This is a genomic window from Devosia sp. J20-27 (genome assembly GCF_055808595.1).
This window is the reverse complement of record NZ_CM147875.1, coordinates 445,576-459,821: the sequence shown is the minus strand read 5'-3', so window position 1 is coordinate 459,821 and position 14,246 is coordinate 445,576. Positions and strand designations below refer to the sequence as shown.

The following is a 14,246-nucleotide window of genomic DNA, read 5'->3' as shown; positions in this document are numbered from 1 at the left end:
TCGCGGTTCTTGATCGAATGCCCATTGCCCTTCTCAAGCTCTTCAGCGCCCCTTCTTCTTCATTGCCTCGGTGATCCTGACCGTCTCCACGCTCACCCGCGTCACCCGCCCGATCAGATCAATCACCTTGTCCTTGTAATCGGCAAAGCGATAGGTGTTGAACTTCTCGCGGATCGTGGGGTCCTTGGGCGTCTTTTCCTTGTACTGGTCCAGCACCCACTCGACGCCCGAGCGATTGCCCAGCTTTTAGGTCCACACTTCAGGCGGCACGCCACTGAGCTGCGTTTCGCTGTCGAGCCGCACAATCCCATTGTCCTTGTCGGCCTTGAGCATCGCCTTGGGCGCCACGCCCGCCGCCCGCGCCTTTTCGTCAGGGTTGTCCAGCCGTTGCAGCGGCCATGCCTCGACAGTCTCATAGCCAATATGCAGCGCCATCAGCTTTTCGCCCCAGGCCGCCCATTGCCAGAAGTCCGGATAGAACGGAATGCGCGGAAACTCGCGCTTCAGGTTCAGCGCATATTTCTCGCGATACACCGGGTCATGCAACACGCCATAAACGTAATGGAAGATGTCGTCCTTGCTCAGCTGCCGCTTCTGCCTCCCTCCCCCTTGTGGGGAGGGATTGAGGGTGGGGGTGGCCACGGCCGCCGCGTCATCGGCAAGCGCCCCGCCCTCCAGCCGCGCCGGATCAAGCACCCCATTGACGCCATAGGCTTTTTGAAACTGTTTCAGCCCCCAGTCGGTGATATTGTCGATGCGGGTCCCATCTTTGGCATAGCGGTAAAGAGCCACCTGCTCATATGCGTCGATAGCCGCGCCAAAGTGCAAATCGGCCGGACCATCAGTAGCAAGTATGCAGGTCCCCGTTCTCGATCCCTTGTCATTGAATGCTATTGCGCGGTTTGGCTCTCCCACCGGAAACATTGCCTCAAGTGAGCCCAACTCATCGACAAACAGCGAGGATTGGTAGAACCAGCGTGAAGTAAAAGGCCGGTAGTTAGCCTTTCTTAGCTTCGATGCGTCGTGCATTTCGCGCCTCCCCTGCTGAAGACGGCGCTTCAAATTTCTCGACCATTTAATCGAGGCGGAATACTCGGTGGAGCCTATGGGCACCGCATCATAGGTGTCCGAAAGGAGCTTGGATTTCCTCGCTCCTTCACCCTCGTCGAACGAGTAAAGCCATTCGTCGCGGTTCGTTGACGTACCAAGCGAGTAGGTCTTAAATATCGCTCGCTCTCGAGATTGCCATGTTGCGGCCTTGGTATCTTTGTTCGCGATTGGCAGAAAGGTTTCCCAGTCCGACTGAGATACGCCAATCCAATTGTGCTTCTTGTCCGGATCGACCAACTGGAAGCTGAACTCAGCCAGACGTTTCCCCGAGATGAAATCCTGCTTTTCTTCCAATTTGGCATAGTCCCGCACCGCCGCGTAGTGGATCGCAGATTTCCGGGCCGAAGCTTTCTTTACAAAGAAGCTGACGGCCACACCCACTTTGATTTGGTTCTCAAATATGTTGGCGCCTTCTTGTCGGCGCGGTTCACCACTCGTTCTGGCATCTCCTTTCAAATCAACGACGTAGATTTCGTGAAATTGCTCGGCAGCCAGCTTGCGGAAGCCATCGTAATTATCCTTCTTCGCGAAGCTGTTGTTCGTAACAAATGCGATGATGCCTTCATCGCCCAGCCGATCGCTGGCCCAGCGGAAAAACCGTGCATACATGTCGTAGAGCTTGGTCTTTTGCGCCGCGGACTGCGCAATGTACGTCGATTTGATCGCCGCATCGATATGCGGATAGGTCCGGTTCTTGTTGTTGTCGTTTTCGTTCTGCTGATTGGCATTATAGGGCGGGTTGCCGATGATCACCGAGATCTTGCGCCGGTTCTGCCGCTTCACCCGCTCGATATTCTCGTCGCTGAGCCCGGCAAACAGATCGTGCTGGTGCCCGCGCTTGATCCCCAGCCCGCCAATGTTGTCCAGCGTGTCGACAAAGCAGAGATTGGTGAACTCGGCATATTGCCCGGTGATCGCGGCATAGGTGGCTTCGATGTTCAGATTGGCCACATAATAGGGCAGGATCGCCACTTCATTGGCGTGTAGCTCTTCCTTGTATTTTTTCGCCAGCTTCTCAGGCTGCCCGCGAAAGTGCTCCAGCAATTCGCAGATGAAAGTGCCAGTGCCCGTCGCCGGATCGAGGATTTCCACGCCCTCGTCGATCAGCGCCTTGCCAAAATGCTTCTGCGTCAGCCAGTCGGCCCCGTCGATCATGAATTTGACGATCTCGTTGGGCGTATAGACCACGCCCAGCGTGTCAGCCTTCTTCCTGTCGTAGATCTTGTAGAAATTCTCGTAGATCACCTTGAGAAAGCTCTGCTTCTCGCTGTGCTGGGTGATCAGCGCTGCCGTCGACCGGATGGTGGCATAATAGGTCTGGATCGACGCAAGCGTCTCCCGCTTCACGGCGCCGGTAAAGAACGCCCCTTCGAGCGCATAGAGCTCCTTGGCGATATTGTTCTGATGGTGGAAATCGCTGTCGTTGAAGACATTGGCAAATATCTCCTCCGTCAGGATGTGCTGGATCAGCATCTCGCGCACATCCGCCTCGCCCAGCGTCGGATTGATCGTGTCCTTGGCGTGCTGCAGAAACCGCTCGGCAGCGACCTTGAACCCCGTGTTGGCGGCATAGGCCGCATCGATCTTGTCACGCAGCGCCGTCAGCACGGCCGGCAGGTCGGCCTTGAACTGCTGCACGGCCCTGCGGAACTCGGCAATTTCCTGCCGTTCATAGCCAAAGAACAGATTGAGCAGCCGCAACAAATCATCCCCGTCGGTGATCTGGCAGCGCATCACCTCGGCCCGGTTCTGGATCAGCACCGCCTCGCGGGAATCCTCAAAGATGATGTTGTCCTGCGGATAGCCTTTGCGCAGCTTCTTGGCGATTTCATCGTCAAGAACATCGTCCTCGTCCTTGGCTTCCCAATAGCCAAGCGGCACCCGCAGATCATGCAGGATCGTCCCATCGGGGCGGATGCGGTTCTTCTGCGGCGATTCAAATTCGTATTGGGCGATGAAATGCAGGTTCTTCTGCCGCGACCACGCCTTGAGCAGATCCTTGAAGGCCTCGCTGATCACGCCTTCGGTGTTCGTCCCCGAAATCTTCCGCAGCGTGGCAATCTCGTTGAAATAGTCTTGAACTAACTGACGGCTCAAATCACTTCCCCCACTGCCCGCAATCTAGACATCAAATGCTGTATTGGGAACGCGTTCCCCACCGGCCCCTCCCGATCCTCCTCCGCGCAGCGGGGGAGGGGGACCACGCCTTCGCGTGGTGGAGGGGGCGGCCGCCGCGCACGCAAGCCCGCTCCCAATCCCCCCAATCCCTCCGCCCTGCCTCCCTTCTCCCCTTGCGGGAGAAGGTGGCGCGCAGCGCCGGATGAGGGGTATCGCACCCACAGCTTGCGCGTTCGCAGCGGTGCGACGAGCGACCCTGGAGCAGAGACAACCCCTCATCCGCCCTTCGGGGCACCTTCTCCCGCAAGGGGAGAAGGAAGAAGCGCCCGCACCGGCCCAATGGAAGCCCGCCGGCCCCTCCCGATCCTCCCCCGTTCACGGGGGAGGGGTACCACGCCCTGCGTGGTGGAGGGGGCGCCCACCCGGCACACCCCCAAAACCTTGCCTTCCCGCCGCCACTGGCGCAAAACCGTACCATGAGCATTCTGCCCCAGGAGGTCATCGCCAAAAAGCGCGATGGCACAGCCCTCACCGCCGGTGAAATCGGCGCCTTCATTGCCGGCTTTGCCGATGGCACGGTCAGCCATGCCCAGGCCGCCGCCTTTGCCATGGCCGTCTATTTCCGCGACATGACCGTCGCCGAGCGCGTCGCTCTCACCGAGGCGATGCGCGACAGCGGCACCGTGCTCGACTGGTCCGGGCTCGATGGCCCGGTGGCCGACAAGCATTCGACTGGCGGCGTCGGCGACAATGTCTCGCTGATGCTGGCGCCGATCCTCGCCGCCTGCGGCGTCTTCGTGCCGATGATTTCCGGCCGCGGTCTCGGCCATACCGGTGGCACGCTCGACAAGTTCGACGCCATCCCCGGCTACCGGACCAGCCCCGACAATGCGCTGTTCCGCAAGGTGGTGGCCGAGGTCGGCTGCGCCATTATCGGCCAGACCGCCGACCTAGCCCCCGCCGACAAACTGCTCTATGCCATCCGCGATGTCACCGCGACGGTCGAGTCCATCCCGCTGATCACCGCCTCGATCCTCTCGAAGAAACTCGCCGCCGGGCTCGGTGCGCTGATCCTCGACGTCAAGACCGGCTCGGGTGCCTTCATGCCCACGCTCGAAAAGTCGCGCGCGCTCGCCGAAAGCCTGGTCTCGGTCGCCAACGGCGCCGGGCTCAGGACCGCTGCGCTGATCACCGACATGAACCAGCCGCTCGCCTCGGCCGCCGGCAACGCCCTGGAAGTGCGCAACGCCGTCGATTTTCTCACCGGCGCCCATCAGGACCCGCGCCTGCGGGAAGTCGCCCTTGCCCTCTGCCGCGAACTCATCGGCATGACCGGCATCGACCCGTCCGCCGCCGCCGACCCGGAAGTCGCGCTGACCTCGGGCAAGGCCGCCGAAGTCTTTGGCCGCATGGTCACGGCGCTGGGTGGCCCCGCCGATTTCATCACCGGCATGGATCGCCACCTCGAGGCCGCGCCCATCGTCCGTGACATCGTGCTCGAGGGCGATGGGGTGATCAGCGCCATCGACACCCGCGGCCTCGGCATGGCGGTCGTCGCCCTGGGGGGCGGCCGGCGTTTGCCGACGGACTCCATCGACTTCGCCGTCGGCCTCGATGCCATCGCGCCGCTGGGCAGCAAACTCGACGGCAAGACCCGTTCATGTCGCGTTCATGCACGTGACGAAAATACGGCGGACGAGGCCGAACGGCGCGTTCGCGCGGCCTTCACCATCGGTGAAACAGCGCCGGATTACCCTCTTATCGCCGACCGCGTCGGCGTTCCGAAAGCCTGATCATGCCCCGTGCAATCCTTTGTATTCTCGATAGTTTTGGCATTGGCGGGGCGCCCGATGCCGACGACTATGGCGACGCCGGGTCCGATACGCTCGGTCACATCGCCGCCAGCTACCCGATATCCCTGCCCAACCTCGATGCGCTGGGTCTCGGTGCCGCGGCCACCCTCTCCACCGGCATCACCCCCAAGGGCCTGACAAACCAGCCGAAAGCCGGTCTCTGGGGCGTCGGCCGCGAGGTCTCCAGGGGCAAGGACACGCCCTCCGGCCACTGGGAAATTGCTGGCGTCCCGGTCCCCTTCGAATGGGGCTATTTCCCCCTCACCGAACCGACCTTTCCCGCCGACCTGATCGCCCAGCTGATTGAAAAGGCAGGGCTTCCCGGCATCCTCGGCAACAAGCACGCCTCCGGCACCACCATCATCGCCGAACTGGGCGAAGAGCACATCCGCACCGGCATGCCGATCTGCTACACCTCCATCGACTCGGTGTTCCAAATCGCCGCCCACGAAACCCATTTCGGTCTCGATCGCCTCTACCAGGTCTGTGAAATCGCTTTCAAATTGACCGAGCCGCTGAAGATCGGCCGGGTCATTGCCCGACCCTTCGTCGGCGAGACCCCGGCGGATTTCAAGCGCACCGGCAACCGCCGCGACTTCGCCATCGCGCCACCGGCGCCCACTCTGCTCGATCGGGTGAAAGACCATGGCAATCAGGTCTTTGCCATCGGCAAGATCTCCGACATCTATGCCGGCCACGGTGTCACCCACAAGATCAAGGCCACCGGCAACATGGCGCTGTTCGACAGCACCCTGGAGGCCATGGACATGGCCGGCGACGGCGGCTTCGTCATGACGAATTTCGTCGATTTCGACCAGGATTACGGCCACCGTCGCGATGTTCCCGGATATGCGCAGGCGCTTGAAGCCTTTGACCGGCGGCTCCCCGAACTGGTCGCAAAGATGCGCCCCGACGACCTCCTCGTGCTCACCGCCGACCATGGCAACGATCCAACCTGGAAAGGCAGCGATCACACCCGCGAGCAGGTGCCAATTCTGGTCTTTTCCCCAAGCCTGTCGGCTGGAACCATTGGCATTCGTCCGACCTTTGCGGATATAGGGGAAAGCATCGCCCGGTGGCTCGGCCTCGCGCCCGGTCCGCACGGCACGTCCTTCCTCTAGCTATCCCCGGTGAGCTCATGGCAAATGTCACGGTCGTCGATCACCCGCTGATCCAGCACAAGCTCACGATCATGCGGGACAAGGAAACCTCCATTGCCGGTTTCCGCCGCCTGCTGCGCGAGATTGCGCACCTGATGTGCTACGAGGTGACCCGCGATCTCGAGCTGGAAATGATCCCCATCGAGACGCCCATGGCGCAGATGGATTCGCCCACCATCAAGGGCAAGAAGCTTGTTTTTGCGTCGATTTTGCGCGCCGGCAACGGCCTGCTCGACGGCATGCTCGATCTCGTGCCGGCAGCCCGCGTCGCCCATATCGGCATCTATCGCGACCACGAGACGCTGCAGCCGGTCGAGTACTATTTCAAGGCGCCGTCCAATCTCGGCGGCCGCCTGATCATCGTTGTCGATCCGATGCTGGCCACCGCCAACTCCTCGATTGCCGCCATCGACAACCTGAAGAAACGTGGCGCCAACAACCTGCGCTTCCTCTGCCTACTCGCCGCGCCCGAGGGCATCCAGAAGTTCTCTGAAGCCCACCCCGATGTGCCGATCTTCACCGCCTCCATCGACAGCCATCTCAACGAGAAGGGCTATATCGTTCCGGGCCTGGGCGATGCGGGCGATCGCATGTACGGCACGAAATAGGCGGGGACTTATCCCCGCCGCGCCGGCACCGGCCATAATGCCGGAATTTGAGCGTTCGAAATGCCCGGTTATTTCTTCTTGAGCGGCAGCCCCAGCCCAATCAGTTCCTTGCGCAGCAGCTTGGGGTCGGTGAAGTGGATGCCGTGCATGCCGAACTTCCGGGCCGCCACGATATTGGGCTCGCTGTCGTCGATGAACACGCACATGTCGGGCGACAGGCTGTAGCGTTCGCAGAACACGCGATAGAGCCGCGGGTCGGGCTTCACCAGCCGCTCGAGTCCGGACACCACGACGCCGTCGAATTTCTCGAGGAACGGCCATTCGCCGAGGCAGCTCATCCACTTCTCCCACGAGAAGTTGGTGATCGCGAACGTCGGAATGTCCTGCGCCACCAGTTCGTCGTGAATGTCGATGGTGCCATGGATGAAATCGCCCAGCGTCTCTTTCCAGCGCTGGTCATAGGCCTGGATCTCGCGCCAGTATTTCGGGAAGCGCGTCACCAGCTTGGCGACGCCCTCGGCATAGATGTCACCGGCGTCGAATTCGAGGTTCCAGTCCTTGGTGCAGATGGTGTCCTGGAACCACTGCGCCTCTTCCTCCGTCTCGAACAGCTTGCGGAAGAGGTACATCGGATTCCAGTCGACGAAGACGCCGCCCAGGTCGAACACAGGCACCAGAGTATCGGTCATGGAGGATAGGTTCCGCAGGGATGATGCCGCGGGTAATGGCACACCCGCCTACGTCGGGCAACCGCTGGCGGGCGCTTTGATCTCGGAGCCGAAGCGCGGCAGGAACAGGGCCTCGTTCTCCAGGTTGATCGCCGAGGTAAAGACCATGCCCAGCACCGGCTTGTAGGGGTACCGCGCAGTCGTCGCCACGAGGTAGCCGCCTTTGCTGATTTCCGCCATGTCGGTGCCCAGCGTGTAGGTCGAGTCCTTGGGGAGAGATGTGCCGCCGTTATAGGCGCAGCTCCAGACGACCTTGGCCAGTCCCGCTGATGACACCTGCAGCACCGACACCACCTGCGTCATGCCGGTCGGCGAATAGGGCGTCAGAATGGCTTCTGCGGCCTTGAAGTAGTCGTCCAGCGTATTGGTCGGGATCGTCCCCTCGTTGGGGTTCCAGCGCGCCACGAGGTCTGCCACCGTCGACGAGATGACTTCGACGCGGCGGTCCACCGTGTAGAGCGAGCTCGCTTCGATCGAGCCCAGATAGAGCGTCAGCAGGAATGGCAGGATGAGCGCGAACTCGACCGCCGCCACGCCGGCGGTATTGCCGGCAAAGCGGGTAAGCAGCCTGCGCAAGGGCCTAGGTGCCGAACGGCTCATTCTTGAACACTCGCACTGCGGAAAGAAGTCGGTTGCCTCCGGCCTGCGTGGCCAGGCTGAACCAGGGGAGGTTGATCAGGGTCGGCCACTTGTAGAACGCCTGCGCAATGATCACGTCCGAGCCCTTGCCGTCGTCATAGGCCTCGGTGAGGTCCCACTTGCAGTCATCTTCCGTGGCCGTCGCTTTCATGCAGTCGGCACTGACCGGCAGGCCGATAAGGGCAACAGCTGAGTCGAACGTGGTCACCGGCTCGACCTTGATCAGCAGCCGTTCCGTCCCGGCATTGTCGGCATTGCAGTCAAACAATCCGAACGTTCCGCCGCACACTGCCTTGCGAAACTCGCTGGCATTCCATGTGGTCTGTGACTGGCCGGTCAGGATCTTGCGGGTCGCATCCTGCAGCGCGCTCTCCAGCACCTGCTGCGCGAAAAACGCCATCGACGTCTCGATGATCGCAAAGATCAGCGTGAAGAATGGGATGGAGAGAATGGCGAATTCAACCAGGACGGCGCCATTCTCGTCGCGTGCCACACCCTTGCCCTTGCGGACCAGCGGTGCCAGCAATCGTCTTGCCAATGTCTGCCGTGTCTTCATTTCTTGATGCACACTCACGCTACGTCACGCGATGGTAGCGACACATCACTAAGGCAACGTTAGTTCAAAGGTCGGAATTACCTCTATTGGCCGGCAACCACCGAAGCGGATGCGGCGCTCGTCGCCGAGAAGCTCGGATCGTCACCCAGCATGATCGTGGGCTGGCAGACCGGTGCGCAGGCCATCGTCGTTCGCGCGCTGCCCATGTAGATGGTGACGATGTCGCCCTGCGCCTGGACCACCTCGACCATCGTGTCGGCAATGGCATTACCCTGGGAGTCGAGCACGATCATGTTGGTCTGCCCGTAGCTTTTGCCCGTCAGGACAAGCGTTTGCGGGTCCTGGATGGTAACGTCCGCAATGCGCGGATTACCGATGATGACGGTATTGGCCGGCGTGCTGATCCGCAGGATGCGCGCCATGTTGACCTTGACGCTGACCGGACCGCTATCGGCGGCAATGGCGGTACAGCTCGATGCACCAAGCACGGCGGCAAGGGCTAGGGCGGCGAAGCGACGCTGGTTCTGCATGGGTACTCACCTGGAAACTGAAAACTCGTAAACCAAGCTTTGCGCGGAATGGTGAATATATCGCAAACGACCGCCAGACGTGGCGGCGCGACCCCGGAAAATGCGGTATGTGAACACCGTCCGAACCGGTCCGTAAAATTCGATGCACTTTGGTAATATCTTGAAAACCAAAGGGAAAGTCGGCAACGTGAGCCGTTCTTGGCGAGTTTCGATTAACGTATTTTCAATCAGTGGCGCCTAGCCTCACCTCATGTTCGATGTGTGACCTGTCGAACGAGGACGCTGCCAGTATCGTTCGATGCTGTCACAGAACGACATGTGCAAGGAGCCATTACAATGAACACTATCGCTCGTTTCATGAACGACGAATCCGGTGCGACTGCTATCGAGTACGGCCTGATTGCCGCTCTTATCGCCGTCGGCATCATCGCCGCTGCCACCACTCTCGGCGGCAGCCTTTCGAGCCTCTTCGGCACCATCAGCGGCAAGCTCGACGGCGCTGTGACGGCTGCCACTCCGGCGACCTGATTTCGGGCCTCCGCGACAGAATGCAGAAGGGGGCGCTTGCGCCCCCTTCTTCTTTTCGACTTTCTTAACCATAGCCAGCGACATTGACCCCACGCCGAATTGTCGGCATCGGCCAGGCCAGATGATCACTTCCGCGATTGCGCTGCTCATATTCCCCGCTTTGATGGTTTACGCCGCCTCGTCGGACCTGCTGACCATGCGGATCTCCAATCTGCTGGTGCTGATCGTTTTCGCCGGCTTCTTCATCCTCGCGCTCTTTGTGCGCATGCCAGCAGACCAGCTCATCGCGCATCTTGTCTGCAGCGTGCTGGTGCTGCTCGTTGCCTTTGCGTTCTTCGCCTTTGGCTGGATCGGCGGCGGCGATGCCAAGCTCGCCGCGGGCATTGCCCTGTGGCTCGGCGCCGGCCTCATGCTGCCCTACGCTGTCTACGCCGGTCTTCTCGGTGGCGCGCTGACATTGGTCCTGCTGGCGATGCGCAAATGGCCGCTGCCGCAGCGACTGCGCCGCATCACCTGGATCGATCGCCTGCACGACAACAAGCAGGGCGTGCCTTACGGCATCGCTCTCGCCGCCGCTGCGATGCTGGTTTACTCGCAGTCGACAATCTATCAGGCATTTTTGCCCGGCTTCCAGCAGTTCTAGAACTTGCCGTTAACCGTAATTGCAAAGCTTCGATTAACCAAACCTTGACCCTTTGACGCGATAGTCGATCCCGTGAATTCGAGTACGCGGTGATAATGCCGCGATGGAGTGGGTCAATGAAACCGACAAGCATCGTGCTGCTGCTTGTAGCCTTGATTGCAGGCGGCCTCGCAGCGTTCCTGGCAACGCAGCAGTCCGGCCCGGTACAAGTCGTACAGGGCCCGACGACGGTCGTTCAGGAAGCCAAGACCCAGGTGCTCGTGGCTGTTGCGCCCATCGGCGTCGGCGAACGTCTCTCGACCAGAACCGTGCAGTGGGCGGATTGGCCCGAAGGCGCCGTGCGCGCTGACTATGTCAGCATCGCCTCGCGCCCGGATGCCCTTGACGACGTCAGCGGCGCGGTCGCCCGCTTCGAGATTTTCGCGGGTGAGCCCATCATCGAGCAGAAACTCGTCCGCACCGGCCAGGGCTACATGTCCGCCGTGCTCGACAAGGGCAAGCGTGGCATCTCCGTTGCCGTCGAGGCAGCCTCCGCATCGGGCGGCTTCATCATGCCGAACGATCACGTTGACGTCGTCTCCAGCCGTCAGGCACCAACCGGCCTGATCAGCGAGACCATTGTCCACAACGTCAAGGTACTGGCGATCAACCTGCGGCTCGGCGAGACCGGTACGACCGGCAAGCCCGAAGATCCGGAATCGCCCAACACGGCGTTCCAGTCGCGGTCCATCGCCACGCTGGAGCTCGACCCCGAGCAGGGCGAGGCCGTCATCAATGCCGCCCAGGTCGGCACCGTGTCGCTGTCGCTGCGCTCCATCGCCGATTTTGCTCCAGGTTCCGACGACAACGCGCGGCGCAAGAGCAACCAGAACATCCGGCTTATTCGCTTCGGGTCGGATACCACGGTCGTCGCCGGCCAGAACGCGTCTGTCGAACCCAGTTCCTTTGAAGAGAACTCAGAATCCATTGCCTTGGAAGGCGGGACCCCGTGATGGCTGACTTCGTGAACCACTCCTCCATGGTTGCGGCGACGTCGCGCCCGAGCCTGCTTGTCAATACGCTCCGGCTGACTGTCGTTGCCGCCACCCTCGGCGCGCTGCTCGGCCTGGCGCCGCTCGGCATCGAACATGCCAATGCCTTCGAGACCACCCACCTCCGGGTCGGCGGCAACGCCTATGGTGCCACTCAGAACATCGAACTCGAAGTCAACAAGTCGATGATTGTCGACCTGCCGGCCAGCGTCGGTGAAGTGGTCGCCACCCAGCCCAATATCGCCACGGTGGTCATGCGCAGCAAGTCGCGCGCCATCGTGCAGGGCGTTGCAGGTGGCGACACCAACATCTTCTTCCTCGACCAGGCGACGCGGACCATAACGGTTCTCAACCTGAAGGTGTCGCAGCCGCGTTCCGACGTCGGCAATGCGCTGCAGGCAGCCCTTGCACGCACCATTCCAGGCTCCCGTCTCGGTGTGGAGTCCGTCATTCTCGATGGTCAGGAAAACCGCGTCGTCGTGACCGGCACCGTGCTGTCCGGCGACGACCTCGAAAAGGCAACCCAGATCGCCATTCAGTTTGCCGGCAAGCCCGAGAACGTCGCCAATATCGCCACTATCGTTGGCTCGCAGCAGGTGATGCTGCAGGTCACCGTTGCCGAAGTGAACCGCGAAGCCGTCAAGCAGTTGGGCATCAACATCAGCGGCACCGCCGTCATCGGCGGCACCACCCTGAGCCTTGCCAACAATCCCCCGCTGGGCGGCGCGTCCAACGTCATCACCACCAACGGCTTTGGTGCCAGCGGCAGCATTCCCGGTCTTGCCATCAACGCCACGCTGCGCGCGCTTGAGCGCAACGCCGCCCTGCGCACGCTGGCCGAACCGAACCTGACCGCCATCTCGGGTCAGGAAGCCGAGTTCCTCGCCGGTGGCGAGTTCCCGGTTCCGACAACGGTCGACAACGGCAAGATCAGCTACTCCTTCAAGGAGTTTGGCGTGAAGCTGAAGTTTACCCCGACGGTCAAGTCCAACGGCGTTATCGGGCTGGTGGTCGATACTTCGGTTTCCGAACCGACAAGCGAGGGTGGCTTCACCATCGAAGGTGTCACCATTCCCGCGACCAAGAACCGCCAGGCGCGCACCTCTGTCGAGCTCGGTGCCGGAGAGACGCTGGCCATCGGTGGCCTCATGCAGGACTCGGTGCGTCAGCAGATCAACAAGCTGCCCGGCCTTGGCGACATTCCGATCCTCGGCGCCCTGTTCCGGTCGCGCGATTACATTCACTCGCAGACCGAGCTGGTCATCCTGGTCACGCCGTACCTGGCGCAGCCTGGTCCGATGCCGGGCCTGCCGACCGACAACATGGTCGTGGCGAGCGATGCCGAGGCGATTTTCCTGGGCCGCATGGAGTCCATGTACGGCGTCGGCTCCAAGGGTATGCGCGGCAGCTACAAGGGTACCGTCGGCTTCGTGCTGGATTGATATTGGGGCGTATGAGTAATGGCTTTCTTCACTCGAAATGATCCTGATGGATCCGCAGAAGAACCCGGCGAGGTCGCGACCGGCGCACGGTTGATTCCGCGCATCACCATCCAGGCGTTCTGCGAGCATTCGCAGACGGCGCAGTTGGTCGAAGCCGCGGTCCACGACCGGCGGATGAGCAAGGTGGCCCTTACCACGCACAATGGCGGCATCGAAGGCGCCATCGAAACCTACAAGTCCAACCCGACGCCCAATCTTATCCTCATCGAGACCTCGCTGTCGCCTGCCGAAATCCCTGCGGCCCTCGAGCGTCTCGCCGAAGTCTGCGATGCCTCGACCCGCCTGATCGTCCTTGGTCATGTCAACGACGTCGTACTCTATCGTGAGCTGATCCGTTCGGGTGTATCCGAGTACATCGTCCTTCCCGCCAGTGCGGCCGTGATCGTTTCGGCGATCACTGAACTGTTCGCCGCCGAGGGTGCGGCCCCCATCGGGCGCACTATCGGCTTTGTATCCGCCAAGGGCGGCTCGGGCAGTTCCACGGTCGCCCACAATGTCGGCTGGGCCATCAGCCAGACACTGCGTCAGGACGTGCTGATCCTCGATCTCGATCTGGCTTTTGGCACGGCCGGTCTCAACTTCAACCAGGACCCACCGCACGGCATCGCCGATGCCCTGACCGCCAATCAGAAGATGGACCAGGTCATGCTGGACCGGCTGATGTCCAAGGCGGCCAATCACGTCAGCCTGCTGACGGCGCCGGTTGTTCTCGATCACACGTTCGATTTCGCTGAGCGCGAGTTCGAACAGATCATCGAGCTGAGTCAGAAGTCCACGCCCGTCGTCATCCTCGATATCCCGCATATCTGGAGCAGCTGGGTGCGGCACACCATCGCCACGGTCGATGAAATCATCATCGTTGCCGAGCCCGATCTCGCCAACCTGCGAAACGCCAAGAATCTCTCCGATACCATCAAGGCGCTGCGGCCCACCGAGTCCGAGCCGCTGCTGGTGATCAACAAGGTCGGCGTGCCGCGCCGCCCGGAAATCCCCCCCGGCGAGTTCGCGACGTCGGTCGACTGCCGGCTCCTCGGGCAGATCGGTTTTGACGCGGCCACCTTCGGCACGGCCGCCAACAACGGCCAGATGCTCGCCGAGGTGTCGGCCAGCAATCGCACCAACGACATCTACAAGATGATCGGCATGCACGTGACCGGACGCAACGCGCCTGATCGCGCCACTGGCAAATCTTCGAACTTCAAGCTGCCCTCCTTCCTTCGCAAGCGGGCATAGTCGGGAC

12 protein-coding genes and 1 pseudogene are annotated in these 14,246 nt (G+C 61.4%); 8 read left to right on the top strand and 5 right to left on the bottom strand.

Annotation, left to right across the window (positions count from 1 at the left end):
* Positions 1-42 precede the first annotated feature (42 nt).
* Positions 43-2,844: pseudogene (locus AC0L4C_RS02165) on the bottom strand (type ISP restriction/modification enzyme).
* Between the two features lie 866 nt (positions 2,845-3,710).
* On the opposite strand from AC0L4C_RS02165, the gene deoA reads away from it, so the two are divergent.
* The 3 genes from deoA to upp are packed head-to-tail and all read left to right on the top strand — an operon-like array spanning position 3,711 to position 6,849.
* Positions 3,711-5,021 (top strand): thymidine phosphorylase, encoded by a 1,311-nt coding sequence (deoA, locus tag AC0L4C_RS02160; RefSeq protein ID WP_473403431.1) that lies wholly within the window; start codon positions 3,711-3,713, stop codon positions 5,019-5,021.
* A gap of 2 nt (positions 5,022-5,023) precedes the next feature.
* The gene (locus AC0L4C_RS02155; protein WP_473401881.1) at positions 5,024-6,202 is read left to right on the top strand and encodes a phosphopentomutase; all 1,179 of its coding nucleotides are present in this window, start codon (positions 5,024-5,026) and stop codon (positions 6,200-6,202) included.
* Positions 6,203-6,219: 17 nt separating this feature from the next.
* The gene (gene upp, locus AC0L4C_RS02150) at positions 6,220-6,849 is read left to right on the top strand and encodes a uracil phosphoribosyltransferase (protein ID WP_473401880.1); all 630 of its coding nucleotides are present in this window, start codon (positions 6,220-6,222) and stop codon (positions 6,847-6,849) included.
* A 68-nt stretch (positions 6,850-6,917) separates the two neighbouring features.
* Here the strand turns inward: upp and AC0L4C_RS02145 are convergent, their stop codons facing one another.
* From AC0L4C_RS02145 to AC0L4C_RS02130, 4 genes are all read right to left on the bottom strand, one after another.
* Positions 6,918-7,538 (bottom strand): HAD family hydrolase, encoded by a 621-nt coding sequence (locus AC0L4C_RS02145; protein ID WP_473401879.1) that lies wholly within the window; start codon positions 7,536-7,538, stop codon positions 6,918-6,920.
* Positions 7,539-7,586: 48 nt separating this feature from the next.
* Complete coding sequence (locus AC0L4C_RS02140) at positions 7,587-8,153, bottom strand: TadE/TadG family type IV pilus assembly protein (RefSeq protein WP_473401878.1); 567 nt, start codon at positions 8,151-8,153, stop codon at positions 7,587-7,589.
* A gap of 4 nt (positions 8,154-8,157) precedes the next feature.
* The gene (locus tag AC0L4C_RS02135) at positions 8,158-8,772 is read right to left on the bottom strand and encodes a TadE/TadG family type IV pilus assembly protein (protein WP_473401877.1); all 615 of its coding nucleotides are present in this window, start codon (positions 8,770-8,772) and stop codon (positions 8,158-8,160) included.
* Between the two features lie 83 nt (positions 8,773-8,855).
* Positions 8,856-9,302, bottom strand: coding sequence for a pilus assembly protein N-terminal domain-containing protein (locus tag AC0L4C_RS02130; protein WP_473401876.1), 447 nt, complete (start codon positions 9,300-9,302; stop codon positions 8,856-8,858).
* A gap of 336 nt (positions 9,303-9,638) precedes the next feature.
* Here AC0L4C_RS02130 and AC0L4C_RS02125 point away from each other — a divergent pair, with 336 nt between their 5' ends.
* The 5 genes from AC0L4C_RS02125 to AC0L4C_RS02105 all read left to right on the top strand — a co-directional run bounded on the left by AC0L4C_RS02125 (position 9,639) and on the right by AC0L4C_RS02105 (position 14,239).
* On the top strand, positions 9,639-9,830 hold the full coding sequence (locus AC0L4C_RS02125; RefSeq protein ID WP_473401875.1) for a Flp family type IVb pilin: 192 nt from the start codon (positions 9,639-9,641) through the stop codon (positions 9,828-9,830).
* Positions 9,831-9,951: 121 nt separating this feature from the next.
* Entirely contained in the window at positions 9,952-10,473 is a 522-nt protein-coding gene (locus AC0L4C_RS02120; protein ID WP_473401874.1) for an A24 family peptidase, read from the top strand.
* Between the two features lie 116 nt (positions 10,474-10,589).
* Complete coding sequence (cpaB, locus tag AC0L4C_RS02115) at positions 10,590-11,465, top strand: Flp pilus assembly protein CpaB (protein WP_473401873.1); 876 nt, start codon at positions 10,590-10,592, stop codon at positions 11,463-11,465.
* The gene (locus AC0L4C_RS02110) at positions 11,465-12,946 is read left to right on the top strand and encodes a type II and III secretion system protein family protein (RefSeq protein ID WP_473401872.1); all 1,482 of its coding nucleotides are present in this window, start codon (positions 11,465-11,467) and stop codon (positions 12,944-12,946) included. Before cpaB ends, AC0L4C_RS02110 begins: the two co-directional genes overlap by 1 nt.
* Before the next feature lie 18 nt (positions 12,947-12,964).
* Positions 12,965-14,239: a CpaE/TadZ family protein gene (locus tag AC0L4C_RS02105; RefSeq protein ID WP_473401871.1), complete on the top strand. Its 1,275-nt coding sequence runs from the start codon at positions 12,965-12,967 to the stop codon at positions 14,237-14,239.
* Positions 14,240-14,246: the final 7 nt, after the last annotated feature.

Excerpts from the sequence above, each read along its gene's own strand:
- AC0L4C_RS02155 (WP_473401881.1), top strand. The coding sequence starts at position 5,024 with ATGCCCCGTGCAATCCTTTGTATTCTCGATAGTTTTGGCATTGGCGGG.
- upp (WP_473401880.1), top strand. The coding sequence starts at position 6,220 with ATGGCAAATGTCACGGTCGTCGATCACCCGCTGATCCAGCACAAGCTC.
- AC0L4C_RS02145 (WP_473401879.1), bottom strand. The coding sequence starts at position 7,538 with ATGACCGATACTCTGGTGCCTGTGTTCGACCTGGGCGGCGTCTTCGTC.
- AC0L4C_RS02135 (WP_473401877.1), bottom strand. The coding sequence starts at position 8,772 with ATGAAGACACGGCAGACATTGGCAAGACGATTGCTGGCACCGCTGGTC.
- AC0L4C_RS02130 (WP_473401876.1), bottom strand. The coding sequence starts at position 9,302 with ATGCAGAACCAGCGTCGCTTCGCCGCCCTAGCCCTTGCCGCCGTGCTT.
- AC0L4C_RS02125 (WP_473401875.1), top strand. The coding sequence starts at position 9,639 with ATGAACACTATCGCTCGTTTCATGAACGACGAATCCGGTGCGACTGCT.
- AC0L4C_RS02120 (WP_473401874.1), top strand. The coding sequence starts at position 9,952 with ATGATCACTTCCGCGATTGCGCTGCTCATATTCCCCGCTTTGATGGTT.
- cpaB (WP_473401873.1), top strand. The coding sequence starts at position 10,590 with ATGAAACCGACAAGCATCGTGCTGCTGCTTGTAGCCTTGATTGCAGGC.
- AC0L4C_RS02110 (WP_473401872.1), top strand. The coding sequence starts at position 11,465 with ATGGCTGACTTCGTGAACCACTCCTCCATGGTTGCGGCGACGTCGCGC.
- AC0L4C_RS02105 (WP_473401871.1), top strand. The coding sequence starts at position 12,965 with ATGGCTTTCTTCACTCGAAATGATCCTGATGGATCCGCAGAAGAACCC.